The organism is Paracoccus sp. MBLB3053, assembly GCF_031822435.1.
GTDB classification, from domain to species: domain Bacteria; phylum Pseudomonadota; class Alphaproteobacteria; order Rhodobacterales; family Rhodobacteraceae; genus Paracoccus; species Paracoccus aurantius.
Genome location: NZ_JAVQLW010000003.1, coordinates 99,331 through 123,566, shown reverse-complemented (window position 1 = coordinate 123,566; position 24,236 = coordinate 99,331). Strand labels below are relative to the sequence as shown.

Annotated in this window: 20 protein-coding genes; 10 read left to right on the top strand and 10 right to left on the bottom strand. The window is 62.5% G+C overall.

Features of this window, described 5'->3' with window-relative positions:
• Positions 1-78: 78 nt before the first annotated feature.
• From RGQ15_RS17200 to RGQ15_RS17190, 3 genes are all read right to left on the bottom strand, one after another.
• Entirely contained in the window at positions 79-1,425 is a 1,347-nt protein-coding gene (locus RGQ15_RS17200) for a GAF domain-containing protein (protein ID WP_311161891.1), read from the bottom strand.
• Entirely contained in the window at positions 1,422-1,982 is a 561-nt protein-coding gene (locus RGQ15_RS17195) for a hypothetical protein (RefSeq protein WP_311161890.1), read from the bottom strand. The genes RGQ15_RS17200 and RGQ15_RS17195 overlap by 4 nt, the downstream gene beginning before the upstream one ends.
• 156 nt (positions 1,983-2,138) lie before the next feature.
• A complete protein-coding gene (locus RGQ15_RS17190; RefSeq protein ID WP_311162222.1) occupies positions 2,139-3,785 on the bottom strand; it encodes a BCCT family transporter in 1,647 nt (548 codons plus the stop codon).
• A gap of 350 nt (positions 3,786-4,135) precedes the next feature.
• Here RGQ15_RS17190 and RGQ15_RS17185 point away from each other — a divergent pair, with 350 nt between their 5' ends.
• The 4 genes from RGQ15_RS17185 (at position 4,136) to ilvD (ending at position 8,776) form a co-directional block, all read left to right on the top strand.
• Positions 4,136-5,548, top strand: coding sequence for a hypothetical protein (locus RGQ15_RS17185; protein ID WP_311161889.1), 1,413 nt, complete (start codon positions 4,136-4,138; stop codon positions 5,546-5,548).
• Positions 5,549-5,660: 112 nt separating this feature from the next.
• A complete protein-coding gene (locus RGQ15_RS17180) occupies positions 5,661-6,014 on the top strand; it encodes an ArsR/SmtB family transcription factor (protein ID WP_311161887.1) in 354 nt (117 codons plus the stop codon).
• Positions 6,015-6,162: 148 nt separating this feature from the next.
• Entirely contained in the window at positions 6,163-6,693 is a 531-nt protein-coding gene (locus RGQ15_RS17175) for an SRPBCC family protein (RefSeq protein WP_311161885.1), read from the top strand.
• Between the two features lie 247 nt (positions 6,694-6,940).
• A complete protein-coding gene (gene ilvD / locus RGQ15_RS17170; RefSeq protein ID WP_311161883.1) occupies positions 6,941-8,776 on the top strand; it encodes a dihydroxy-acid dehydratase in 1,836 nt (611 codons plus the stop codon).
• Positions 8,777-8,842: 66 nt separating this feature from the next.
• On the opposite strand, the gene RGQ15_RS17165 is transcribed toward ilvD, so the two are convergent.
• Positions 8,843-9,889: a LacI family DNA-binding transcriptional regulator gene (locus RGQ15_RS17165; RefSeq protein WP_311161881.1), complete on the bottom strand. Its 1,047-nt coding sequence runs from the start codon at positions 9,887-9,889 to the stop codon at positions 8,843-8,845.
• 104 nt (positions 9,890-9,993) lie between these two features.
• Between RGQ15_RS17165 and RGQ15_RS17160 the strand changes: the two genes are divergently transcribed.
• Genes RGQ15_RS17160 through RGQ15_RS17140 form a run of 5 tightly spaced genes read left to right on the top strand, consistent with a single transcriptional unit; the run spans position 9,994 to position 15,565 of the window.
• On the top strand, positions 9,994-11,046 hold the full coding sequence (locus RGQ15_RS17160) for a sugar phosphate isomerase/epimerase family protein (RefSeq protein ID WP_311161880.1): 1,053 nt from the start codon (positions 9,994-9,996) through the stop codon (positions 11,044-11,046).
• Positions 11,043-12,137 carry a Gfo/Idh/MocA family protein gene (locus tag RGQ15_RS17155; protein ID WP_311161879.1) on the top strand — a complete coding sequence of 365 codons (1,095 nt, stop codon included), beginning with the start codon at positions 11,043-11,045 and terminating at the stop codon, positions 12,135-12,137. The genes RGQ15_RS17160 and RGQ15_RS17155 overlap by 4 nt, the downstream gene beginning before the upstream one ends.
• Entirely contained in the window at positions 12,134-13,615 is a 1,482-nt protein-coding gene (locus tag RGQ15_RS17150) for a sugar ABC transporter ATP-binding protein (RefSeq protein ID WP_311161878.1), read from the top strand. The genes RGQ15_RS17155 and RGQ15_RS17150 overlap by 4 nt, the downstream gene beginning before the upstream one ends.
• Entirely contained in the window at positions 13,612-14,583 is a 972-nt protein-coding gene (locus tag RGQ15_RS17145; protein ID WP_311161876.1) for an ABC transporter permease, read from the top strand. Before RGQ15_RS17150 ends, RGQ15_RS17145 begins: the two co-directional genes overlap by 4 nt.
• Before the next feature lie 19 nt (positions 14,584-14,602).
• Complete coding sequence (locus RGQ15_RS17140) at positions 14,603-15,565, top strand: ABC transporter substrate-binding protein (protein ID WP_311161874.1); 963 nt, start codon at positions 14,603-14,605, stop codon at positions 15,563-15,565.
• 40 nt (positions 15,566-15,605) lie between these two features.
• Here RGQ15_RS17140 and RGQ15_RS17135 read toward each other — a convergent pair whose 3' ends face one another.
• Both RGQ15_RS17135 and RGQ15_RS17130 read right to left on the bottom strand, forming a co-directional pair.
• Positions 15,606-17,081 (bottom strand): pyridoxal phosphate-dependent decarboxylase family protein, encoded by a 1,476-nt coding sequence (locus RGQ15_RS17135; protein ID WP_311161872.1) that lies wholly within the window; start codon positions 17,079-17,081, stop codon positions 15,606-15,608.
• A 6-nt stretch (positions 17,082-17,087) separates the two neighbouring features.
• Positions 17,088-18,167 carry a PLP-dependent cysteine synthase family protein gene (locus RGQ15_RS17130; RefSeq protein WP_311161870.1) on the bottom strand — a complete coding sequence of 360 codons (1,080 nt, stop codon included), beginning with the start codon at positions 18,165-18,167 and terminating at the stop codon, positions 17,088-17,090.
• Positions 18,168-18,296: 129 nt separating this feature from the next.
• Here RGQ15_RS17130 and RGQ15_RS17125 point away from each other — a divergent pair, with 129 nt between their 5' ends.
• Positions 18,297-19,856, top strand: a complete 1,560-nt coding sequence (locus tag RGQ15_RS17125; RefSeq protein ID WP_311161868.1) for a winged helix-turn-helix domain-containing tetratricopeptide repeat protein — start codon at positions 18,297-18,299, stop codon at positions 19,854-19,856.
• A gap of 15 nt (positions 19,857-19,871) precedes the next feature.
• Here RGQ15_RS17125 and RGQ15_RS17120 read toward each other — a convergent pair whose 3' ends face one another.
• The 4 genes from RGQ15_RS17120 to RGQ15_RS17105 are packed head-to-tail and all read right to left on the bottom strand — an operon-like array spanning position 19,872 to position 24,235.
• Entirely contained in the window at positions 19,872-21,815 is a 1,944-nt protein-coding gene (locus RGQ15_RS17120) for a 3-hydroxyacyl-CoA dehydrogenase NAD-binding domain-containing protein (protein WP_311161867.1), read from the bottom strand.
• A gap of 2 nt (positions 21,816-21,817) precedes the next feature.
• Positions 21,818-22,519: an ABC transporter ATP-binding protein gene (locus tag RGQ15_RS17115; RefSeq protein WP_311161865.1), complete on the bottom strand. Its 702-nt coding sequence runs from the start codon at positions 22,517-22,519 to the stop codon at positions 21,818-21,820.
• A complete protein-coding gene (locus RGQ15_RS17110; protein ID WP_311161864.1) occupies positions 22,506-23,282 on the bottom strand; it encodes an ABC transporter ATP-binding protein in 777 nt (258 codons plus the stop codon). Before RGQ15_RS17110 ends, RGQ15_RS17115 begins: the two co-directional genes overlap by 14 nt.
• Positions 23,279-24,235, bottom strand: coding sequence for a branched-chain amino acid ABC transporter permease (locus RGQ15_RS17105; protein WP_311161862.1), 957 nt, complete (start codon positions 24,233-24,235; stop codon positions 23,279-23,281). Before RGQ15_RS17105 ends, RGQ15_RS17110 begins: the two co-directional genes overlap by 4 nt.
• Position 24,236 lies beyond the last annotated feature (1 nt).

Below are 24,236 nucleotides of genomic sequence, written 5' to 3'. Positions count from 1 at the left end.
GGTCGGAGAAATACAGCCGGGGGCGCCATGGCGCTTGCTAAGTGTTCCGGCATGAAATGCTAAATTCTTGCTAAACGGTCAGCCGGGCGTGCCCGCAATGGATTGCAGGACCAGCGGGCTGGCGGTGCAGAGCCGGAACCGCCCGCGGCCGGATTTTTCAATCCTCAGACAAGCCTCGCGTTCTTCCAGACGCTTGCGAAGCAAGACGAGACGGGCGTCAAGATTCTCGGCATTGTCGGGCAGCCGCAAGCTTGGGTCCAGCCGCAGCTCGCGCGTGGTGAACTCGTCGCGTCCGGTAGCGATACGTTCACGGACCAACCGCAGAAGAATGGCGCCGGCGACCCCCTTTATCAAGTAGTCATTGCCAAGAAAGATGCTGTCATCCTGCGCGAAATGACGGATCACGACCCTATTTTCCCCACCCGGCCGGGGCAGGATGATGGGGGGATCGGCCGTGCCGGCGCGATCAGGCAAGAGCTCGATCAGCGCCCCGAGATGATCGGCCAGTATCGACAGCGCAGTTTCGTCATCATGCCAGAAGCGGAAGGATTGCTCACTTTCGCAAAACAGCACCCCGATCAGCCTTGTGGGAGAGCGGATCGGGACAGCGATCTGGCTGGCCGGCTCGGCCAGCCCCGGAAAGGTGATCTCGGTCGCGCGCTGCCAGTCAAGGCCCGAACGTATCGCCGCATTCCTCACGGCTTCGCCATAACCGTATTCGCGGGTCATGTGGCCGATCCGTATCGCGGTGTCCTGACGCGCGGCGACCCCGATGACGCCTTCGCCAAGCAACACTTCCGACCCGATGCCCGAGGGCGAATATCCATGCGAGGCAAGCGTGAACAGCCGCGCCGCGTCCGGATCAAGCATAAGCGCCATTGAGCGCGCGATCCCGAAATACCGTTCGAGGCAGTCGAGTGCGCGATCCAGCAAGGTGCCGAGTTCGACGACCGCGGAAAGCTCCCGACAGGTAAGGCGAAGGGCCAGAAGCAGGTCACGTTCGGGATAGGGCTCTGGTCGGCACTGTGCGGGAACCTGCTCGATCTCGCGCACGCGGAACAGGTCCGAACCGAGCAGCTTGAAGACATCTGCCATCCCTGCGTGAGATGCGATACCTGCCAAACGCGCCTTCATGGATTCAAAAATCGGTCCCTCGGTCCGTGTCTCGACATAGTCGAGCGACAAACGGTGCTGCATCATGGTCACCGGATCGATCACGACGACCGAGGCGGAACCAGTTGCGAGCAGGTTCTGGCGCGTCTTGTTGAAGAACTGATACGATAACGCCACATGATCGCAGTCGACGTAATGCACCTGCGAAATCAGCGAGACGTTCGGGACATTCTCGAGATCGCATGTCGCGAGCACGGAAGGAATGATCCCTTCCAGCGAGCGACGCAGGACATCCATGTTGATGAGGCTCATCCGGGCCGCCCCGCAAGCGCGGCACCCGCCCCTGGGCCAGGCGTCTGGACGAATCCGTGATCGGGTGTGAGCTCGAATACTGCAACCTCGTTCACGCTGCACATCACGATGTAGTCGGCAAATGCCTCGTCGTGACCGACTTCGAGCAGTTCCTGCCGAAAGATCGCTGTCTGATGCTCGACCGCCAGCCAATCGGCGTCTTCTGCGGGCACGATCCTGGCGCGGTCGGATTTGAACTGGATCGAACGATGCGTGACAGGTCGGGAAAATGTCACGGCGATCCCGGACCCTGCCGCAACCGAGGCCAGAATGGGTGTGATCGCGGGCGCGCGTGCGATCACGCGCAGAACACCGCCATCAAGAACCCTGCAGGCAAGGCCGATCGCGGCAACGGGTCGCGCGTTCCTGTCGACCGACCCAAGGATAACGCTGATTCCGCTTTGAACGAATTGCGCGAGATCGACCCTCAGGGGAGAGCCGTCCAGATACTCTCCGCCGGGAATGGCTTCCTGAGCGGGTGATGCGGGATATTCGCTTCTGGCCAGCCTACCCTCCATTCCTGAGCAGGGTCAGCTTACCGTCATCCGAGGCGTGAATCTAGAAAAGGGAACGTCTCACAACCTCTGGACCGACGCGCCGGGTTCATGAAGACGTGGAGTGATGCAAAGATAATGCGAACCGCCTTCAAGGCGGCTCGCACGGGGCATCTCGTGTCAGTCTGGCCGTGGCTCGGCGCGCAATCCCATCACCAGCGAGACGGCGGCCAAGAGCAGCACGATCGCAAAGGGAAATCCCGTCGAAACGGCCATCGCCTGTAGCGCGACCAATCCCCCGCCCAGCAGCAGGGCAATCGCCACGAGGCCCTCGAATGTGGCCCAGAAGACGCGCTGCGGCACTGGTGCATTCACCTTGCCTCCGGCGCCGATCGTATCGATGACCAGCGACCCCGAATCCGACGAGGTCACGAAGAACACGATAACCAGCACGATCCCGATCAGAGAGGTCAGCCAAGACAGCGGCAGATGGGCCAGCATCTCGAACAGCTTCAGTTCAAGCGCCGCATCCTGAACCGAGGTCAGACCCTCGCTGACGACCTGGCTGATCGCAGTTCCTCCAAGCGCAGTCATCCACAGGGTCGACACAAGCGAAGGGATCAGCAGTACGGCCACCAGGAACTCGCGGACCGTGCGGCCACGGCTGACACGGGCGATGAACATGCCGACAAAGGGTGACCAGCTGATCCACCACGCCCAGTAGAAGGCCGTCCAGCCTTGGCGGAAATTGTCGTCATCCCGGCCGAAGGGGTTGGACAGCGCCGGGAGGTATTCGCCATAGGCCAGAAGGTTCTTGAAGAACCCCGACGCGATCTGAAATGTCGGTCCGACCGCGACGATGAAAAGCAGAAGCAGGAATGCCAGAACCATGTTCATCTCGGACAAAAGCTTCACGCCCCTGTCCATACCGGCCACGACCGAAGCCGTCGCAATGCCGGTGATAATGATGATCAGGAAGATCATCGCTCCGGTGGTGGCGGGCCAGCCGAACAGGAAGTTCAGCCCGGCGCTGGCTTGTTGCGCCCCAAAGCCGAGCGAGGTCGATAGGCCGAAGATTGTCGCAAAGACCGCGAGAATGTCGATGACATGGCCAGGCCATCCCCAAACCTTCTCTCCCAGGAGCGGGTAGAACACCGATCGCAAGGTCAGCGGCAGCCCCTTGTTATAGGCAAACAGCGCCAGCGACAGGGCGACGATGGCATAGATCGACCAGGGGTGCAGCGCCCAGTGAAAAATCGTGGCTGCCATGGCCAGTCGGCGAGCACCCAGCGGATCGCCCGGCGCGCCATCCAGAGGCGCCCAGTCCGTTCGCAGCCCGTCAGGTCCGACAACAGGCCCATCGAAGGCGGCGGTGTAGTTGCCCATCGGCTCGGCCACGCCGTAGAACATCAGGCCGATGCCCATGCCGGCAGCAAAAAGCATCGAAAACCAAGAAGCATAGCTGTAATTCGGTGTGGCGTCGGGCCCGCCCAGACGGATACGGCCAAGCGGCAGCACGATCAGGGCGAGACAAAGCAGCACGAAAACATTCGCGGCGCTGAGAAAGAACCAGTCGAGGTTCGAAGTCAAAACGTTTCGCGTGGCGGTGAAGAAAGGCTCCAGCGTGTTCTGGAACATCAGCGTCAGCAGGGTGAAGGCCACCACTCCGATGGCCGAGACGCTGAAGACGACGTTATGGATGTCCAACTCGAAGACGAACCGGCGCCGATAGTTGATATTGTCCTGCCCGATCTCGTAATCCGTATCGATGAGCTGGGTTGCCCCTTCGGGTGAAGGGATCGCCTCGTGCGATGCAGGATCGATCACAATCTCTGTGTTCTCTGACAAGAATTATTCCCTGATTTTTTCAGTTCGCATCCGGCAACTCGCCCGCAGCCGCTTGAGGCCGTCTGATCCGTCAAGCATGGACGAATTGCATTCCGAAGGATCAAAGCATAGCCGCGATAGGCCCATTTCACAACCGCGAGAGGAGGCGCCCGTGTTTTGACGACCCCCGACTTGGTTCCGGCCAAGACAGACGGGACACATCAGGGTCGCCGGAACAGCGCCAATTCAGGAAGCCGCCCCTTGGCTCTCGTCGGAAAACATGCTGTGAATCGAGCGCATTGCAGGAGCGACGCGGCGTGTTCGGCATCGCATGCAGCATGGGAACAGCGATGTCAGGCAATTTGGCTCCTCGGCTCAGGGCGCTCTCCGGGGTTTTCCCCGTCGGGGTCATGCTCGGCACCATCGCGGCTGAATATGGGTCCAGCCCTGTGCTCGCGGGATTGTCCGGTGTTCTTTCGCTGGCGACAATTCTGGCTTTCTGCGTCAGCGACAGGTCTTCACCCCGGATATTCGCCGTGGTCGGGCTGGCCATGGTCATCCTGGCCATCCTGTCGAGGTCCGATGGGCTGGCGGGAAGCTGGAGCGCGGTCGAAAAGGGCAGTTTCGTGATCGCCCTATACACAGCCCTTTCGGCAATCCGCATTGCCGCGTCCGGGTCCGAGGAAATCCTTGCCTGCGGACGTTTTCTCGCCGGCCAACGGCCCGGCCTGCGCTATCTTGCCCTGACGATTGGCGGGCACCTCTTCGGGTTGATCCTGCTTTACGGATCGATTGCATTGCTGGGATCGCTTGCATCGGAAAGCGCAATGCGCGAGCCCGATCCCGAAATCCGCCGACACCGCCGGAGGCGCATGCTGGTGGCGGTTCAGCGTGGATTTGCCTCGACGCTCAGTTGGTCGCCGCTGGGCTTCTCGATGGCCATCACCACCGCTTTGGTTCCCGGCGCGGAGTGGCCCAAGGTGGCTTTGCCATGCCTTGCCATCTCGATCACGATGATAATCGTCGGCTGGGGCATGGATGCGATCTTCAAGCCTCGCCTTAACCGTCCCGTGCCCATCGGCTCGGGGCCTGGCGGAGGTTGGCTTCTGCACCTCAGGCCCCTTTTGCTTCTTCTGGCAGTGGTGGTCACAGGAGTTTTCCTGCTGCATCAAGCCGCGCATGTCGACGTTGTCGTGGCCGTCATGTCCTTCGTGCCGACCGTCGCGATGGCGTGGATCTTGCAGCAGGGCAAATCGAGCGGCACTGGGCGCATGTCCCATCTCGGACACCGGGTCGGCGAGTTCACGACACGAGAGCTGCCTGCCTATGGCGGGCAGATCGTGCTTCTTTTCATGGCAGCGTTCATCGGCAGTCTGGGGGCGTTTCTTCTGGTCCCCATGATGCCCAGGCTGGGGATCGACCTCGGCGCGCTGCCGCCCCTGCTGATCGTCGTTTCGATGGTCTGGTTGGTCCCGCTGACAGGGCAGATGGGCATGAACCCCATCCTCTCGGTCTCGCTGATCGTTCCGATGCTGCCCTCCCCGGCTGAAATGGGTGTGGACCCTGCCGCCCTGGTCGCTGCGATCGTCGGCGGTTGGGCGATCACGGGAACAACATCGCCTTTCACCGCGTCAGTTCTGCTGATCGGCTCATTCGGCAAGGTCTCGCCCCGTCATGTCGGACTGGCGTGGAATGGATTTTATGCCTTGGTCATGGGGATAGTCATCTCGGCCTGGTCGGCATTTCTGGCAATGTCGATGTGAAAACAAGGCGCCGCGCCTGTCCCCTGGACAACTTGGCCAATCATTAAACCAACCAGTTGATCGAACAGACCGGTCGTGGTAATTTAACAATATGGTTGAACGAGAATCACTCATGGACATGGTTTTCAATGCACTTGGCGATCCGACCCGCAGGCGGATGCTCCGCGATCTGGCCCGCGGCGAGAGAACGATCAGCGAGCTTGCCGCGCCGCATGAAATGTCGCTGGCCGCAGCCTCGAAACATATCAAGGTCCTTGAGAAAGCTGGGCTCATTCGCCGCGAGATCCAGTGGAGGACGCATATCTGCCGTCTCGAAGCCGCGCCCTTGAAAGGCGCCTTCGACGAAATCGCCTTCTATGAGCAGTTTTGGACGGATCGGCTGGATCGGTTGGAACGCCTTCTGCGCAGCGAAGATGACGAGGCTTTGCCCACCAACCCAAAGAAGCAGCGATCAACGAAGGAATGATGATCGCCGTGCCGGACGCTTTCCCTAGCCGGTCGGCCACCTCGCAAGGCACCAAGGAAACGTACTGACCCCGAAGGCAACTGTTTCATCATCGATCCCAGCCGGATCGATGGCCCCAACTGACCTTACAACACGGAGGCTACGCGAAATGACCCTTCAAGACATGACCGACGAATTCGGAACAATGGTTTCGCCCACCACATTGGTAATCCGTCGATGGTTGCCAGGACCGGTCGACCGGATCTGGAGCTATCTCATCGACGGCGAGAAGCGCAGAAAATGGCTTGCCGCAGGCGAAATGACACTTTCACCCGGAGCACCACTCGAACTTGTCTGGCGCAACGATGAACTCAGCAGCCCGTCCGATCCCAGACCAGAGGACATTCCGGCCGAACATCGGCTGGAAAGCCGAGTGATCGCCTTTGATCCCTTGCGAAGCCTGACCATTGCCTGGGGCAACGGCGAGGTCACATTCGAGTTAGAGCCGAAAGGCGATCGGGTGCTTCTGACCCTGACCCATACCGGTCTGAGCGAACGATCGGCCAAGCTCATGGTCAGCGCGGGATGGCATGCCCATCTGGACCTTCTCGTCTCGGAGGCATCCGGGTCGACGCCTGCAAGCTTCTGGGCCAGTTGGTCGAGCCTCAAGGCGGAGTATGCGAACCGTATCCCGAGCTGAACCCGGCCCTTGCGAGAAGGACCGTCGAGGTTGCGGAAAGTCCAGCCTGTCCTGGCCGGTTCGGCCGGCCGGGACAGCCTGGCCGAAGGGTGCCGACGTTCAAACCTGACCGGACGCGAACGGAAGTTTCACTTTTCGGACCACTTAATGTCATAAATTGCGTCGGCAGCACTGGAACGTTCCCCGCCTGAAGTGATAACGAACGCTCGGACCCGGAGCGGTTCAGCACAAAACGGGAATTTCGACTATGCCAGCCTATCGCTCTCGCACGACCACCCATGGACGGAACATGGCCGGGGCCCGCGGCCTCTGGCGTGCCACGGGGATGAAGGACGGTGACTTCGGCAAGCCCATTATCGCCGTGGTCAATTCCTTCACCCAGTTCGTGCCGGGTCACGTCCACCTGAAGGATCTGGGCCAGCTCGTCGCGCGCGAGATCGAAGCGGCTGGCGGTGTCGCCAAGGAGTTCAATACGATCGCGGTCGATGACGGCATCGCGATGGGCCATGACGGCATGCTTTATTCGCTGCCTTCGCGCGAGATCATCGCCGATAGCGTGGAATACATGGTGAATGCCCATTGCGCCGACGCCATGGTCTGCATTTCGAACTGCGACAAGATCACCCCCGGCATGCTGAACGCTGCAATGCGGTTGAACATTCCCGCGATCTTCGTTTCGGGCGGCCCTATGGAAGCGGGCAAGGTCGTCATGCACGGCAAGACCCATGCGCTGGACCTGGTCGATGCGATGGTCGCCGCCGCCGACGATTCCGTTTCGGACGAGGACGTCCAGACCATCGAGCGTTCGGCCTGCCCGACCTGCGGCTCTTGCTCGGGCATGTTCACCGCGAACTCGATGAACTGCCTGACCGAGGCGCTCGGGCTTTCCCTGCCGGGCAATGGATCGACGCTGGCGACCCATGCCGACCGCAAGCGGCTTTTCGTCGAAGCTGGCCATGTCATCGTCGACCTTGCGCGTCGCTACTATGAACAGAACGACGTGAACGTCCTGCCTCGCAACGTCGCGAACAAGCGCGCCTTCGAGAACGCCATGTCGCTTGACATTGCCATGGGCGGTTCGACGAATACGGTTCTGCATATCCTTGCGGCCGCCCATGAAGGCGGCATCGATTTCGACCTTGGCGACATCGACCGGCTCAGCCGCAATGTTCCTTGCCTGTCCAAGGTCGCACCCGCCAAACAGGACGTGCACATGGAGGACGTTCATCGCGCCGGTGGGATCATGGCGATCCTAGGTCAGCTGGAACGAGGCGGACTGATCCATCGCGACACGCCAACGGTTCACAGCCCCACGCTAGGTGACGCGATCGACCGCTGGGATATCGACCGGACCGACAGCGAAGCGGTCCACGATTTCTACCGCGCGGCCCCCGGCGGCATCCCGACCCAGACGGCCTTCTCGCAGTCGGCGCGCTGGGACACGCTGGACATGGATCGCCAGAATGGCGTCATCCGCTCGGTCAATGCGCCTTTTTCGGCCGATGGCGGCCTTGCGGTTCTCAAGGGCAATATCGCGCTCGACGGCTGCATTGTGAAAACCGCGGGAGTTGACGACTCGATCCTGAAATTCACCGGGCCTGCCGTCGTCTTCGAAAGCCAGGACGCTGCAGTCAGCGGCATCCTCGGCAACAAGGTCAAAGCCGGCGACGTGGTCGTGATCCGCTATGAAGGTCCGAAGGGCGGTCCGGGCATGCAGGAAATGCTGTACCCGACCAGCTACCTCAAATCTAAGGGCCTTGGAAAATCCTGCGCCCTGATCACCGACGGTCGCTTTTCGGGCGGAACCTCGGGGCTGTCGATCGGCCATTGCTCGCCCGAAGCGGCGCAGGGCGGCATGATCGGTCTGGTCCGCAATGGCGACATCATCGAGATCGACATTCCCAACCGAACGATCAACCTTGCCGTGAATGAGGCCGAGCTTGCCGATCGGCGCGCCGCACAGGACCAGCAGGGCTGGAAACCAGCCGAACAGCGCAAGCGCAACGTAACGCTCGCGCTTCGCGCCTATGCCGCCTTCGCCTCATCGGCAGACAAGGGCGCCGTTCGCATCCTGCCCGAATAGAAACACACGCCGTCGCCCGCCGATGGACAAAGCGGGCGACGGCTCAACTGGCCCGCTACTGAAAGCTTACCGATCGGCCTTCGCGCCCCGACGGCCACCATGGATGCGGTCTGACGCGATACCGGTCGAGCCTCGGATCATCAGATCCGGAACCAAACGGGTCACAGGGGTAACGCTCTCGCCACCGATCGCGCGAAGGATGAGTCGCGCAGCATCGCGGCCAATTTGTCGTTTCGGTTGATGGATCGTGGTCAACGCCGGCGTCAGGAACGAGGCGAGCTCAATGTCATCGAAGCCGACGATCGACACATCCTCGGGAACCCGAAACCCGGCCTGCTGAACGGTCGACAGAAAGGCGCATGCCATTTCGTCCGAAAAGGCATGGATCGCGGAAGGTCGGTCAGCACGGGGCATGTCGATCCAGCTTCGCGCGGCGGCCAGTCCAGATTGCAGGGTGAAATCACCTTGGAAAAGGGTAAGTCGGGCATTCCCTGCGGCGGCCTTCGACGCCGCGAGACGGGCCATGTGCAGGACGTTCCCGGCCGGTCCACCGATCAATCCGATATGACGATGGCCTAGCGAAAGCAGGTGTTCGACTGCGAGCCGGCTCCCCGCTTCGTTGTCGAGCCTGACGCAAGGCAAATCGGCACCCTCGACCCATTCACAAGCACAGACCATCGGCGGAAGTCCGAGCTGCGGCGCGAGTTCATCCGCAGGAACACGACCGTCCAGCAGAATGATACCGTCAGCACGGGACGGATCGAAAAAACGGCGGAAAGATTTCTGCTCTGCTGATCCCTCCATGGTGTCTGCCACCAGCAGATCGTAACCTGCCTGGGCAAGTTCACGGCCCATGCCTGCAAGGATCTTCGAAAAGAACGGATTTCCCAGATTGGGGACCAGCGCCACGACGCTTCCGGTGCGTTGCTTTCGCAGGTTCCTCGCAGCGTGGTTCAGCCGGTAGCCAGTGGCCTCAACCGCATTCATCACCGCCTGCCTGGTCGTTACGGCGACCACTTCTGGATTGGACAGAACACGACTGACGGTTGATGCCGAAACTCCGGCGAGGCGAGCCACGTCGGCTAGTTTCACACGAGGGACGAACTTCTCCATGTGCTCAGAGTAAGTCGTCCCGCAACCTCGTCGCAAGGCAGGAAACTAGTTCTTGCAATCGATTTCAATGCAAGGCAGCCTGAAGTCAGGGAGTGAGGAAAACCATGCAGACCATCAAGGGACCTGCGTTGTTTCTGGCGCAGTTCATAGGTGCCGAGGCACCTTTTGATTCATGGGACGGGATTACCCGCTGGGCGGCCGATTGCGGTTATGCGGGCGTGCAGGTGCCGACGCATGATCCGCGAATTCTTGATCTAGATCGTGCGGAAAGCTCGCAGGATTACCGCGACGAGTTTCTGGGCATCGCGCGACAGAACGGCGTCGAGGTGACAGAGCTGTCGACGCATCTTCAAGGTCAGCTGGTCGCGGTCCATCCGGCCTATGATGCGGGCTTTGATGCCTTCGCACCCGAAAGCCTTCGCGGCAATCCGAAAGCCCGGCAGGAATGGGCGGTCGATCAGGTCGGCCGCGCGATCCGGGTCAGCCGCCTGTTGGGGCTCAATGCCATGGCCTCCTTTTCGGGGGCGCTTGCCTGGCCCTATCTTTATCCTTGGCCGCAGCGCACCCCGGGTCTGGTAGAGACAGCGTTCGATGCATTGGCGGCACGGTGGCGCCCGCTTCTGGATCTGGCCGAGGAAAATGGCATCGACATCTGCTACGAAATCCATCCGGGCGAAGATCTGCATGACGGGGTGACATTCGAAATGTTCCTCGACCGCGTCAATGGCCATGCCCGCGCGAACATGCTTTACGATCCGTCACACTATGTGCTGCAGCAGCTTGATTACCTGCAGAATATCGACATCTATCACGACCGCATCCGCATGTTCCATGTCAAGGATGCCGAGTTCCGGCCGAATGGGCGGCAAGGTGTGTATGGCGGCTACCAGCCCTGGCTGGACCGTGCCGGAAGGTTCCGCAGCCTGGGCGACGGTCAGGTCGATTTCGGCGCGATCTTCTCGAAGTTGACGCAATACGGGTTCGGCGGCTGGGCCGTGGTGGAGTGGGAATGCGCGCTCAAGCACCCGGAGGATGGTGCGAAAGAGGGCGCGCGCTTTGTCCGCGAGCATATCATTCGCGTCACCCCCCATGCCTTCGACGATTTCGCGGCAAGCGCGGTGGACCGCATGGCGATCGAAAGGGCGCTTGGGCTATGAAACCTATCCGTTTGGGGATGGTCGGCGGCGGCAGCGGTGCATTCATCGGTGCGATCCACCGCATTGCTGCACGCATGGATGGGCGGTTCGATCTGGTCGCGGGGGCACTCAGCAGCGATCCTGATCGCGCGACAACGAGCGCCGCCGAACTGGGAATTCGCAGCTATTCCAGTTTCGCGGCCATGGCCGAGGCGGAACCCCTGCGCGAGGATGGCATCGAAGCCGTCGCGATCGTGACGCCAAATCACATGCATGCCGCACCAGCCGTCGCTTTTCTCAATGCGGGCATCCATGTCATCTGCGACAAGCCTCTGACCGCCACTTCGCAACAGGCCCGCGAGATCGCCAAGGCTGCCGAAGCCAGTTCAGCGCGCTTTTTCCTGACGCATAACTATTCGGCCTTGCCCATGGTGCGTGAGGCGCGCGCCCGAGTCGCCGAAGGATCATTGGGTCAAGTTCGGCTGGTTCAGGCCGAATATCTGCAAGGTTGGCTCGCGGACAATGTTCGCAGCAAGCAGGCCGATTGGCGCACTGATCCGGCGCAGGCAGGCGCAGGCGCGCTTGGCGATATCGGCACGCACGCCTGGCAATTGGCCGAATTCGTCACCGGCCAGACCCCCAGCTATGTCTCGGCCGATCTCTCGAGCATGGTGCCGGGCCGCCCGATCGACGATGATGCGCGGGTCGCGCTGCGCTATGCCTCGGGCGCAAAAGGTGGCATCTGGGCGAGCCAGGTTGCAGTCGGGCAGGAAAACGGACTGTCCTTGCGCGTGTTCGGCGACGAGGCCGCACTGGAGTGGCGACTTTCGGACAGCGAGCGGCTGATTTTTTCGCCCAAGAACGGCCCTGCGCAGATCCTGACGCGGGCGCATGACCGCTCGGCCTCGTTTCGAACTCCGCCCGGCCACCCGGAAGGATATCTGGAAGGCTTCGCGAACCTCTATCTGGACATCGCGTCCATCATTCGTGGCGATCTGTCCGCCGCTGATCGTGTCCCAGGACTTTCGGCCGGGCTTTCCGGCATGGCCTTCATCACCGCGGCAAAGTCTTCGTCCGAACGCGATGGCGCCTGGACCGAGGTTTCCCCATGACGGTGCTGGCGCTGCGCAATGTTTCGAAGAGCTTCGGCCCGATCGAGGTATTGCACGGCGTCGACCTCGCGCTGGAACCCGGCGAGGTTCACGCGCTGATCGGCGAAAATGGGGCCGGAAAGTCCACGATCATGAAGATCCTCGGCGGTTTTCTGGATCCGAGCAGCGGAGAGATCCTGCTGGATGACAAGCCCCACCGCTTTGCGAGCGGACCCGAGGCCGAGGCGGCCGGGATCACCGTCATCCACCAGGAATTCAACCTCGCCCAGGATCTCAGCGTCGCGGCCAATGTCTTTCTTGGGCGGGAAACAGGGAACTGGCGGCTCGATCATGCCGCGATGCGCGCAGAGACCCTGGCACTGCTGGGACGATTGCACAGCAAGATAGACCCCGACAGCCTGATCCGCAGCCTGTCAGTCCCCGACCGTCAGATGGTCGAGATCGCCAAGGCGTTGTCGCGCAGGGCACGCGTGCTCATCATGGACGAACCCAGCGCGGTTCTGACTCATCGTGAAGTGGGCACGCTCTATGAACAAATCGATCGGTTAAAGGCGGAGGGCGTCGCGATCCTGTATTGTTCGCATCGATTGGATGAGGTCGAGCATCTCGCGGACCGTATCACCGTCCTACGCGACGGCCGCGTGGTCCGCCGCGCTGAACGCGGCGAGATGAACGAAAACCAGATGGCCACGGCCATGGTCGGCCGCGAGTTGCGGGACTTCTATCCGCCGAAGGGCACCCCCCTCGGCAAAGCCGCCCTTGAAGTGGTAGGGCTGAACGTGCCCGGGGCGGTCCATCAGGCAAGCCTGACCCTGGCCAAGGGTGAAGTGCTGGGCATTGCCGGGCTGGTCGGCTCGGGTCGGACGGAATTGGCCGAGGGCCTCGTGGGACTTCGTCCTGCATCGGGCGAAGTTCGCGTGAACGGCAAGCTAGTCCGAATTCAGGGATTGCGCGATGCCTTTGCCGCAGGACTGGCCTATCTGACCGAAGACAGGAAGGAAGCGGGCCTGCTGCTGCAAAAATCGCTGCGCACGAACCTGACCCTCGCCGCGCTCGAGCGCTTTGGCAAGTGGCATCTGGACACGCGCGCCGAGGATCGGGCCCTGGATAGTGCCTCGAAAGAGTTCGACATCCGCGCTCCGCGCCGCGACATGCCAGCGGGCAAGCTTTCCGGAGGCAATCAACAGAAACTTCTGTTGGCAAAGACGATGTTGCCCGACCCCGAGATCATCCTGATCGACGAACCGACAAGGGGGATCGATGTCGGCACCAAACGGCAGATCTACGCCTTCATCCGCAGACTGGCCGACCAGGGCCGCAGCATTGTCGTCATCAGCAGCGAGATGACAGAGGTCATCGGTATATCGGACCGCGTGCTTGTGATGCGAAGCGGAAGGATCGCGGGCGAACTGAAGGGCAGCGACATGACCGAGGAAAATATTGTACGCCTTGCCATGGGCGTGAATGAGGCCGCATGAAGCGCCCCAACCTGCATATGCTTGGTCCCGTCGTCGCCCTTGTCGCGCTGGTGGCACTTGGGGCCTTCCTGAACCCCTCGTTTCTTGCGCCCGCAAATATTGCGAATGTGCTCGCCCGCTCGGCCTTCATCGGCTTGATCGCCGTGGGCATGACATTTGTCATCACATCGGGCGGGCTTGATCTTTCGGTTGGCTCTATGGCGGCCTTTCTCGCCGGGCTCGCAATCCTTGCCATGAACGCGGCGCTTCCGGCACTGGGGCCGAACTTGGTCACGATCATCCTGGGCATCGCAGTCGCGCTGGTCGGGGGGCTGGCTGCGGGCTATCTGAACGGCGCGCTGGTCACCAAGGCCCGGATCGAGCCATTTATCGTCACCCTGGGCACGATGGGGATCTTTCGATCCCTGGTGACCTGGCTCGCAGATGGCGGAACACTCAGCCTGCAATCCGGGCTTCGCACGCTTTATCGCCCGGTCTATTATGGCGGCATCGGCTGGATCACCTGGCCGATCATCACCTTTGCCGTCGTCGCGATCATCGGGGAATGGATGATGCGCCATTCCCGCTTTGGACGCCATGTCGAGGCCATAGGCTCGAACGAGCGCGTCGCACGCTATTCCGCGATCGACGTGAATCGGGTGAAGCTGATGACCTATGTGTTTCTCGGGCTTCTGGTCGGGCTTGCCGTCGTGCTTTACGTTCCCCGCCTGGGTTCGGCCTCGGGCTCGACTGGCGTGCTGTGGGAACTTGAGGCGATTGCAGCCGTCATCATCGGTGGCACGGCGCTCAAGGGCGGAACGGGTCGGGTCTGGGGTACCGTGGTCGGCGTCCTCATCTTGTCCCTGATCGACAATATCCTGAACTTGGCCGATCTGGTCAGCCCCTACCTGAACGGGGCCATCCAGGGGGTCATCATCGTTCTTGCTGTCGTCTTGCAGCGGGAAAAGAGCGCCGCCGAGGAGCGGTAATCCTGGGGAGGAGAGGAAAATGAAACGCAGAGACGTGATGAAAGGCGCGGCACTGGCCGCAACGCTGGCCATGTCGGCCGGAGCCGCCGTTGCGCAGGATGCCGAAAAGAAGATCATCGGCGTGTCGATCCCGTCCGCCACGCATGGCTTCATGGGCGGCCTGAACTGGCACGCGCAGGACACCATCAAGCGGCTGAGCGAAACCTATCCCAACCTCGAATTCGTACTTGCCACGGCGGGCGAATCCGCCAAGCAGGTCAACGACATCGAAGACATGATGGCGACCCGCAACATTGACGGGCTTGTCGTCCTGCCGTTCGAATCCGAGCCTTTGACCGCACCGGTCAAGGCGGTCAAGGATGCGGGCAAATTCGTGACCGTCGTCGATCGTGGTCTTTCCGAGGAAGGCATCGAGGATCTTTACGTCGCGGGCGACAATACGGCATTCGGACGGGTCGCAGGAGATTACTTCAAGGCAAACCTGCAATCTGGCGACAAGATCGTCGTGCTGCGGGGAATTCCGACCACGCTCGACAATGAACGGGTCGATGCCTTCCAGAAAGCGCTGGAAGGTTCCGGGGTCGAGATACTCGACATGCAGCATGGCAACTGGAACCGCGACGATGCATTCACCGTGATGCAGGACTTCCTGTCGAAATATCCCGAGATCGACGCCGTCTGGGCAGCGGATGACGACATGGCGATCGGCGTGATGGAGGCCATCTCGGCCGCCAATCGCAACGACGAGATGTGGGTGATCGGCGGGGCCGGCATGAAGGAGATCGTCAAGCGGATCATGGAAGGCGACAAGCAACTGCCTGTCAACGTAACCTATCCCCCGGCGCTGATCTCATCCGCAATCGAGATGACCGCACTGCATTTCGTCTCGAAGGCGCCTGTCACGGGCCGTTTTATCATCGGGTCCCAGTTGATCACACCGGAAAACGCCGAACAGTTCTATTTCCCCGACAGCCCATTCTAGGCAGCCGGAACAGACCTGCGCGAGATCGGTCCGGGTCGGTCTATTTGGCCGGCTCGGAAACAGATCTTTCCTTGCAGAGGCGTTCACCCAATTCCAGGACTGCGTCCAGCGCGCTCGCAAGGTCTTCATCCGTCGTTCGGTGATTGCAGATGGCGATCCGCAATCCGTGTTCACCATGAACAGTCGTGTCCGAGAAAGCCGCAATGCCCGATTCCTGCAGCCTGATCATGATCTCGATGTTCAGGGCGGTCAGGGCGGCCGTTTCCAGCCCGCCCGGATCGAAGCGGAAGCAGACGATGTCCAGCGTCACGGGCCACAACAGATGCAGGCGTGGTTCGGCGTCGATACGGTCGGCAATTCGCCGTGCCTGATCTATGTTGCGGGTTATGATCCGGCCAAAGCGGTTCGCGCCGTGCTCTTTCAGCATCAACCAGATTTTCAACGCCCTGAAGCCCCGCGAAGTCTGGATGCCGTAATCAAACAGCCAGCCGCCAGCGGAGACACCGCGCTGCATCGATTCAAGATACTCCGAACCCAATGAGAAGCTTTGCAGTTGTGCCGCCGCGTCCCGGACAAGGACGCAACCTGCCTCGAAGGGCACATGCATCATCTTGTGCGGGTCAAGCGCGACGCTGTCTGCCAGTTCGATTCCGTCGAGCAGCCCCCTATGGCTTTCGGACAGGCGCGCCAGCGCGCCGATGCAGCCGTCGACATGAAACCACAAACCTTCCTCGCGGCAGATCCCTGCCAGTTCGCGCAGATTGTCAATCGCACCGGTATTGACGGTTCCGGCCGTCGCAATGACGCAGGCAGGGGAATAACCTGCCGCGCGATCCTCTGCGATCGCGGCGCGCAGCGCCGCGGTCTGCATGCGGCAATCGGCCCGGGTCGGAACGCGTCGCAACGCGCGATTGCCCAGACCCAGAAGCTCGATCGCCTTCTGATGGCAGGCATGGACCTGGTCTGACGCATAGTAACGCAAGGGCTGCTTTAGCGACGAAAGCCCGTTTTCCCGTATATTGCCTTGGGCCATGCGGTTCCGCGCGACGGTCAACCCGATCAGGTTCGCAACCGTCCCGCCACTTGTAAGCGTCCCCCCTGCATCGGGCGGGAAGCCGATGATTTCCTTGAGCCAGCGCAGGACTTGCCGCTCGACCTCGACGGCAGCGTCATTGCCGCCGCCAAGATTGGATCCGTCAACCGCTGCCAGGAAATCCCCAAGCGCACCCGTCAGGCAGGAAGCGCCCATGTACCACATCCAATAGCGCGGATGCCGGTTGCCCAACGGATAGCTCAGAACCGTCGCCCAGGTCTCGTCGAGCACATCCGCCAGCGAAGAGGGCTCACGCGGCACACCGCTTTCGAATCCCGCGCGGATTTCAGCGGGAACAGGGCGCCAGACCGGATCGTGCCCCAGGCTCGCGGTCAGGGCGATCGCCCGGTCAAGCGTCGCATGGACCTCGCGCGCATAGGCCTGCCAATCCTCCGGGTCGAGGGTTTCCAGCCTCTCCTCCACGATCGTTCATCCCATCTGGTAGCCGGGAGTCGAGCGGGAAAGCGCAAGCTCTTCTTCATCCATTTCTTCGTGGATGTCCTGAAACAGCGGCGTGGAAAGATAGCGTTCGCCGGTATCGGGCAGCATTGCCAGGATCACGGTTCCGGGCTCTGCCTTTTCGGCCAGCCTCATCGCCGCCGCGAAGGTCGCGCCACCCGAAACACCTGTCAGGATGCCTTCGCGCGCGGCCAGGTTCTTGGCCCAGGCGATTCCTTCGGGGCCCGGAATGGTGAAAAGATCATCGAAGCCCTTGCTGTCCAGCGCCTCTTGCAGGACGAAAGGGATGAAATCCGGTGTCCATCCCTGGATCGGATGGGGCTCGAAAGCCGGATGGCTGGCCGCGGGCGAGCCGTCCTCGCCTCGGTTCTGGCTGATTCCACTTGAAACCAGTGCGGCATTGGCGGGCTCGGCCAGTACGATCTTGGTTTCCGGCCGCTCGCGGCGCAGGACGCGGGCAAGGCCAGATACCGTTCCGCCGGTGCCGTATCCGGTCACGACATAATCCAGGCGGTGCCCGGCAAAGTCACCCACAATCTCTCGCGCCGTGGTATGTTCGTGGATATCGGCATTGGCGGGCGTTTCGAACTGCCGGGCCAGGAACCATCCGTGCTGATTGGCAAGTTCGACGGCCTTGTTGTACATCCCCGTCCCTTTTTCTGCGCGCGGGGTCAGAATGACTTTTGCACCGAACATGCGCATCAGGCGGCGGCGCTCGACGGAAAAACTGTCGGCCATGGTGACGACAAGGGGATAGCCCTTCTGCGCGCAGACCATTGCAAGCCCGATCCCGGTATTGCCACTTGTCGCCTCGACAATGGTCTGTCCGGGCTTCAGGGCACCTGACCGCTCGGCCGCTTCCACGATGTTCAGGGCCAGACGGTCCTTGACCGATGCGGCCGGGTTGAAGAACTCGGCCTTCACACAAAGCTGCACGCCTGCGGGCGCAAGGTTGTTGATGCGGATCACCGGCGTGTCGCCGACAGTGTCGAGGACACTGTCAAAGATGCGACCACGACCACTGGTTGTCCGAACTGTGCGCATATCCATCTTTCCGATCACTCCTCCATGGGGGGCTCGCTCTCATCCAGGGACATAGTGCCAGATTCGAGGCGTCCCTGCTTGATCAGAAGATGAAGAACTCATGCAGAATGGATGCATTTCGGGTAGAATTGGGCCATGATCTACAGTTGCGGCGATCTTCGGCTCGACGATCAGCTTTTCGAGCTGACGCGAAGCGGTCAGCCGGTGTCGGTTGAACCGCAGGTCTTTCTTGTGCTGCGCGAATTGCTGCGCGCCCAAGGGCGACTGGTCAGCAAGGATGATCTGGTCGAAACCGTCTGGCATGGGCGCGCCATAACTGATGCCTGTATCGCCAGCAGGATGCGTGCCGCCCGCAATGCGGTGGGTGATGATGGAAAAAGCCAGACCATCATCCGCACCATTCATGGTCGCGGCTTCCGCCTGCTTCCACCCGTGCGGGTATCTGACGACACGACGCCCGCCGCGCATCCCCGGATCACGCAAGCAGCCGAGGCGCCTGATCCCGAAGGCCAACCCTCGATCGCGGTCCTGCCATTCCGCGCCGTCGAGCTCGATGGGGCAAATGCCATCCTGGCCGAGGCGGTCGCCCATGAAATCCTGCGTGCGCTGGCCCGGATGCGGTGGCTGACGGTCATATCGCGCGGATCGTCGTTCCGCTTTTCGGGCACATCGCCCGATCTGGGAATGATCGGCAGGACCCTTGCCGTGCGTTACATTCTTGTCGGTACGCTGGAATTGTCTGGCCGCATCCTTAGCGTCAGCGTCGAACTCGTCGAAGCCGCGACAGGAAAGCTGATCTGGACGGATCGCCTGGCACGGCCGATCGACCTGCTTGCCGAGCTGCAATATGCAATCGTAACCTCTGTCGCGACGGCTCTCGAGGTGACTGTTCCCCTGCATGAGGCGCAGCTTGCCGAAGGCAAGGACCTTTCGCAACTTGACGCCTGGGCAAACTATCATCTCGGGCTGCGTCAGATGTTTCTGTTTTCGCCCGAGGGCAATCAGCGCGCCGCAAAATTCTTCGAACGTTCGATCCGACAGGACCCGAAATTCGCACGTGCCCATGCCGGACTGTCATTCACGAGCTTTCAGGAGGCTTTCCTGCGCTATGGTCTCGATCGGGGCGAAGCCGTGAACCGCGCCAGGGCGCAGGCCGAGCGCAGCGTCGAACTGGATCCGATGGACCCGTTCGCGGCGCTTACTCTGGGGCGCTCGTACTGGCTCACGGACGAACTGGATCTCGCGGCGGGCTGGCTGGCACGCGCAACCGATCTCAATCCCAATTATGCGCAGGGTTTCTATTCCCGCGCATTGACCGATGTGATCATGCTCGAAGCCGACATTGCCGCAGATGAGGTCAACAAGGCCCTGCGTCTCAGCCCGCTTGATCCGCTTCTTTACGGCATGTTCGGTACTCGGGCGATGTCATACCTGCTGCGAGCAGAGTATGCAGAGGCGGCCGATTGGGCGGATCGCGCAGCTTCCGCTCCACATGCGCATTTCTTGATCGGCATGATCGCGATGGTGGCGAACGGTCTCGCTGAGCGAAACGAGCGCGCGCAAGAATGGCTGCGCCATACGCGCTCGCTTCGGCCCGACGTCAATGCCGAACTTTTCTTCGCGGCTTTCCCTTTCCGGGACCAAGGCAAGAAAGATCTGCTTCGACGCGAGCTTGCCCGTTTCGGCATTCGTTGACCGAAACCTGCGCGGTCATTCCCGCACGCGGGTCGCGAACATCGGCCCGCCGCGCCAGCGCGGGAAGCCATAGCCATGGATCTTGACGAGATCGATATCGGCCGGGCTGGCGGCGATGCCCTCGTCGAGGATGGCCTGCCCTTCGGCGGCCATCTCGGCGACCAGCGCCTGCGCGATCTCGGGCTCGGTCATCGCCGAGGGCGGCGCGATCTCGGCGGCGAGCAGTTGCGCCACCTGATCCGAGATCAGCGGCTTGCGCTCACCGGCCGCGTAATCATACCAGCCGCCGCCGGTCTTCTGGCCCTTGCGGCCAGCGCGGACAAGGATGTCGCCCAACGTCTCGGGCACGTCCTGACCCGCCGCCCGCGCGCCTTCGCGTTGCAGATAGGCAATGTCGAGGCCGCCCAGGTCCTGCGCCTCGAACGGACCCATGGCGAGGCCATGGCCGCGCATCGCCGCGTCGATCCGCGCGATCGGAACGCCCTTGCGCACCAGCCCTTCGGCGGCGGCGCGGTAGCGTTTCAGGATGCGGTTGCCGATGAAGCCCTCGCAGATGCCCGATCGGACCGGGATCTTCTTCAGCAGCCGGCCAAGCGCGAAGCCGGTCGCCAGAGTCCGGGCCGAAGTCTGGGGCGTCGGCACGATTTCCAGCAATTTCATCACATTGGCTGGGCTGAAGAAATGCAGCCCGATGAAGCGCGACGGGTTCGGCAGCCCTTCCGCGATGGCGCGCGGATCGAGATACGAGGTGTTCGTCGCCAGCACCGCATCCGCGCGGCAGACCACGCCGAGCTGGGCAAAGACCGCGCGCTTGACGCCGATCTCCTCGAAGACGGCCTCGATCACCATGTCGACATCGGGCAGCGCAGCGTAATCGGTCGTGCCGGTGACGCCGTCCTTCAGCGCCCGGGCCTGCGCCTCGGACAGCTTGCCGCGCTTGACCCCGCCGTCAAAGACCTTGGCGACATTGGCGAGGCCGCGCGCGACGGCCTCGTCGTCGCGCTCGATCAGGATGACCGGCAAGCCCGCATCGCGCAGCGCGGCGATGATGCCCGCGCCCATCGTGCCGCCGCCGATCACGGCGACTGTCTTCAGCGGCAGGGGCGCGACATCGCGCAGGGCGGCGGGACGCGGCGCGGCGCGCTCGGCGAAGAAGACCGCGCGCAGGGCGGCGGCCTGTTCGGTGCCGCGCAGTTCTAGGAAAGTCGTACGCTCGAAGCCCATCGCCTCGTCGAAGGGCGCCTCGGCGGCCTTGCGGATCGCGGCCAGCGCGCGGGCGGGCGCGGCGGCACCCTTGGCGGATTTGGCGACGGATGCCTCGGCCTCGGCCCAGAAGCCCGCCTCGGGGGCCTCGATCCCGCGCTGCGAGACCGGCAGTGGCAAGGGCTGCGCGATCGCCGCGCGGGCGAATTCGACCGCGCCGGTCAACAGATCCCCCTCGATCACCGCGTCGATCAGCCCGGCGGCGAGCGCCTTCGGGGCGCGCATGGGCTTGCCGGTCGTCGCCATGTCCACGGCAGTCGCCACGCCGCACAGGCGCGGGGTGCGCACCGTGCCGCCCGCGCCGGGGATGATGCCGAGGGTCACCTCGGGCAGGCCGACCGAGGCCTCGGGCAGGGCGACGCGGAAGCGGCATCCCAGCGCGACCTCGAAGCCGCCGCCAAGCGCCGAGCCGTGGATCGCCGCGATCCAGGGCTTTTCGGCGGACTCGATCCGGGCCACGAGGTCGGGCAGGTGCGGCGCGACCGGAGGCTTGCCGAATTCGGTGACATCCGCCCCGGCGATGAAGGTGCGGCCGGCGCAGATCAGCACCACCGCGCGCACCGCCGGATCGGCGTCGAGCGTTGCGACCGCGTCCCACAGCCCCTGGCGCAGCGCCAGACCCAGTGCGTTGACGGGCGGGTTGTCCACGGTGACGGTGGCGATTTCCCCTTGGCGGGCAATGGTGACGACGGACATGTTCAAATTCCCAGGTAAGCTTCGCGAATGCGGGGATCGGCGATCAGTTCCGCCGCCGCGCCCTGCATGGTGATTTGGCCGGTTTCCATGACATAGCCACGGTCGGCGATCTTGAGCGCCCCGAAGGCGTTCTGTTCGACCAGCAGCACGGTGACGCCAAGCGCCTTGAGGCCGCTGACCACATCGAAGATCTGCTGCACGATGATCGGCGCAAGCCCCATCGAGGGCTCGTCGAGCAAGAGGCAGCTCGGCCGCCCCATCAGCGCGCGGGCCATGGCCAGCATCTGCTGCTGGCCGCCCGACAGGCCGCCCGCGGCCAGGTTGCGCTTCTCGCGCAGGATCGGGAACATCTGGAAGGCGTCTTCCATGTCCTTCTCCACGCGCGCATCGCTGTAAAGGAAGGCCCCGAGCCGCAGGTTCTCCTCGACCGAGAGATTGGTGAAGATCTGCCGCCCCTCGGGCGATTGCGCCAGCCCCCGCGACAGCCGCTTGTAGGCGGGGACCGTGGTCAGCGCCTCGCCGCGGAAGGTGATCTTGCCGCCCGAGACCGGCTGCACCCCCGACAGGCAGCGCAGGAGCGTGGTCTTGCCCGCGCCATTCGCGCCGACCACGGTGACGATCTCGCCGCTGTCGACATGCAGGTCCAGCCCGTGCAGCACCTCGATGCGCCCGTAGCGCGAGCGCAGTCCCTCAACGGTCAGCATCGGCGGCCTCCGTGCCCAGGTAGGCGGCGATCACCGCCGGGTTGCGGCTGACCGCCTCGGGCGGGCCTTCGGCGATCTTCTCGCCGTGATCGAGCACGACGACATGGTTCGAGATGCGCATGACCATCTTCATGTCATGCTCGACCAGCAGGATGGCGACGCCGGATGTCGCGACCTCGGCGATCAGGTGGTCGATCTCCTCGGTCTCGACGGCATTGCAGCCGGCGGCAGGCTCGTCGAGCAGCAGGACGGCGGGATTCATCGCCAGCGCCCGGGCGATCTCCAGCCGCTTGAGCGAGCCATAGGAGAGGTTCCCGGCCTCGCGGTCGGCGGCGCGCTCGAGACCCACGCGGGCGAGAAGCGCGCGCGCGCCCTCCTCGGCCATGCGGATGCGCTTGCGCGACGAGGGCAGGTTCAGCAGGTCGGCCAGAACCGGGCCACGTTCCTGCAGGTGGAACCCGGCCATGGCATTTTCCAGCACGGTCATGTTCTGGAAGATCTGCAGGTTCTGGAAGGTCCGGGACATGCCGCGGGCGGCCAGCCGGAACGGCTCCATCCCGGTCACGTCCTCGCCCTTCAGGCGCACCTTGCCCGAACCGGGGCGATAGACCCCCGAGATCATGTTGAAGAGCGTCGTCTTGCCCGCGCCGTTCGGGCCGATCACCGAGACGATCTCGCCCGGCTCGACGGAGAAGCTGACATCATGGACGGCGCGCAGCCCGCCAAAGGCGATGCCGAGACGCTCGATCTGCAACAGGCTCATTCGCCCCTCCCCCGGATCTTGCGCAGGATCGAGGGCACCAGCCCCTCGCGCAGGAAGATCATCACCAGCATCATGACGAGGCCAAGGATCAGCTGCTCATATTCGGCAAAGACCGTCAGCACCTGCGGCAGCAGCGTCAGGATCCCCGCGCCGAGTATCGCGCCCGGCACCGAGCCGACGCCGCCCAGCACGGCCATGGTGACCATCTCGACCGAATGCATGAAGCCCGCGATGTCGGGCGTCACGAACTTGTTCTGCAACGCGGTCAGCGAGCCCGCGACCGAGGCATAGACCGCCGAGATGACGAAGGCCTGCAGCTTGACGCGCGCGACGTCGATGCCGACGGTTCCGGCGGCGATCTCGGAGCCGTGCAGGGCGCGCAAGGCGCGTCCGCTCGGGCTGTTGAAGAGGTTCAGCGCGATCCAGGCGCCGATCAGCAAGCAGATTCCGGTGAAGGCATACCAGAATTCGCCGTTCGACAGGTTCAGTCCCCAGTCCTTGAGCAAGCCGCGCAGACCAAGATCCGGAACCTCAATTCCGTCCGGTCCCTTGGTCAGTTGGCGTTCATTGTTCAGAACCATCGCGACGAGAATGCCGAAGCCCAGAGAGGCAACACCAAGGTAATAGCCCTTTAGCCGCAGGATCGGACGCCCGACAAGATAGGCCAGAATGCCCGAAACGAGCGCGCCCAGGACCACCGCAAGCGCCGGGGGTATTCCCCAATGCACCGGGGCGAGCGCGCAGGCATAGCCGCCAATGCCTGCAAAGCCGGCATGGCCGAGGCTGATCTGCCCGGCATAGCCGGTCAGGATCACGATGCCGGTCACCGCCAGCGCATTGACGAAAATCAGGGCACCGACGCGGAAGTAATAGCCCGACGGAAAGAACAAGGGCGCAACCGCGATCAATGCGGCGAGCACGAGCAAGGTCAGATGTTTGCTGGAAATCCGCATG

Excerpts from the sequence above, each read along its gene's own strand:
- RGQ15_RS17200 (WP_311161891.1), bottom strand. The coding sequence starts at position 1,425 with ATGAGCCTCATCAACATGGATGTCCTGCGTCGCTCGCTGGAAGGGATC.
- RGQ15_RS17195 (WP_311161890.1), bottom strand. The coding sequence starts at position 1,982 with ATGGAGGGTAGGCTGGCCAGAAGCGAATATCCCGCATCACCCGCTCAG.
- RGQ15_RS17185 (WP_311161889.1), top strand. The coding sequence starts at position 4,136 with ATGTCAGGCAATTTGGCTCCTCGGCTCAGGGCGCTCTCCGGGGTTTTC.
- RGQ15_RS17180 (WP_311161887.1), top strand. The coding sequence starts at position 5,661 with ATGGACATGGTTTTCAATGCACTTGGCGATCCGACCCGCAGGCGGATG.
- RGQ15_RS17175 (WP_311161885.1), top strand. The coding sequence starts at position 6,163 with ATGACCCTTCAAGACATGACCGACGAATTCGGAACAATGGTTTCGCCC.
- ilvD (WP_311161883.1), top strand. The coding sequence starts at position 6,941 with ATGCCAGCCTATCGCTCTCGCACGACCACCCATGGACGGAACATGGCC.
- RGQ15_RS17165 (WP_311161881.1), bottom strand. The coding sequence starts at position 9,889 with ATGGAGAAGTTCGTCCCTCGTGTGAAACTAGCCGACGTGGCTCGCCTC.
- RGQ15_RS17160 (WP_311161880.1), top strand. The coding sequence starts at position 9,994 with ATGCAGACCATCAAGGGACCTGCGTTGTTTCTGGCGCAGTTCATAGGT.
- RGQ15_RS17155 (WP_311161879.1), top strand. The coding sequence starts at position 11,043 with ATGAAACCTATCCGTTTGGGGATGGTCGGCGGCGGCAGCGGTGCATTC.
- RGQ15_RS17150 (WP_311161878.1), top strand. The coding sequence starts at position 12,134 with ATGACGGTGCTGGCGCTGCGCAATGTTTCGAAGAGCTTCGGCCCGATC.
- RGQ15_RS17145 (WP_311161876.1), top strand. The coding sequence starts at position 13,612 with ATGAAGCGCCCCAACCTGCATATGCTTGGTCCCGTCGTCGCCCTTGTC.
- RGQ15_RS17140 (WP_311161874.1), top strand. The coding sequence starts at position 14,603 with ATGAAACGCAGAGACGTGATGAAAGGCGCGGCACTGGCCGCAACGCTG.
- RGQ15_RS17130 (WP_311161870.1), bottom strand. The coding sequence starts at position 18,167 with ATGGATATGCGCACAGTTCGGACAACCAGTGGTCGTGGTCGCATCTTT.
- RGQ15_RS17125 (WP_311161868.1), top strand. The coding sequence starts at position 18,297 with ATGATCTACAGTTGCGGCGATCTTCGGCTCGACGATCAGCTTTTCGAG.
- RGQ15_RS17120 (WP_311161867.1), bottom strand. The coding sequence starts at position 21,815 with ATGTCCGTCGTCACCATTGCCCGCCAAGGGGAAATCGCCACCGTCACC.
- RGQ15_RS17115 (WP_311161865.1), bottom strand. The coding sequence starts at position 22,519 with ATGCTGACCGTTGAGGGACTGCGCTCGCGCTACGGGCGCATCGAGGTG.
- RGQ15_RS17110 (WP_311161864.1), bottom strand. The coding sequence starts at position 23,282 with ATGAGCCTGTTGCAGATCGAGCGTCTCGGCATCGCCTTTGGCGGGCTG.
- RGQ15_RS17105 (WP_311161862.1), bottom strand. The coding sequence starts at position 24,235 with ATGCGGATTTCCAGCAAACATCTGACCTTGCTCGTGCTCGCCGCATTG.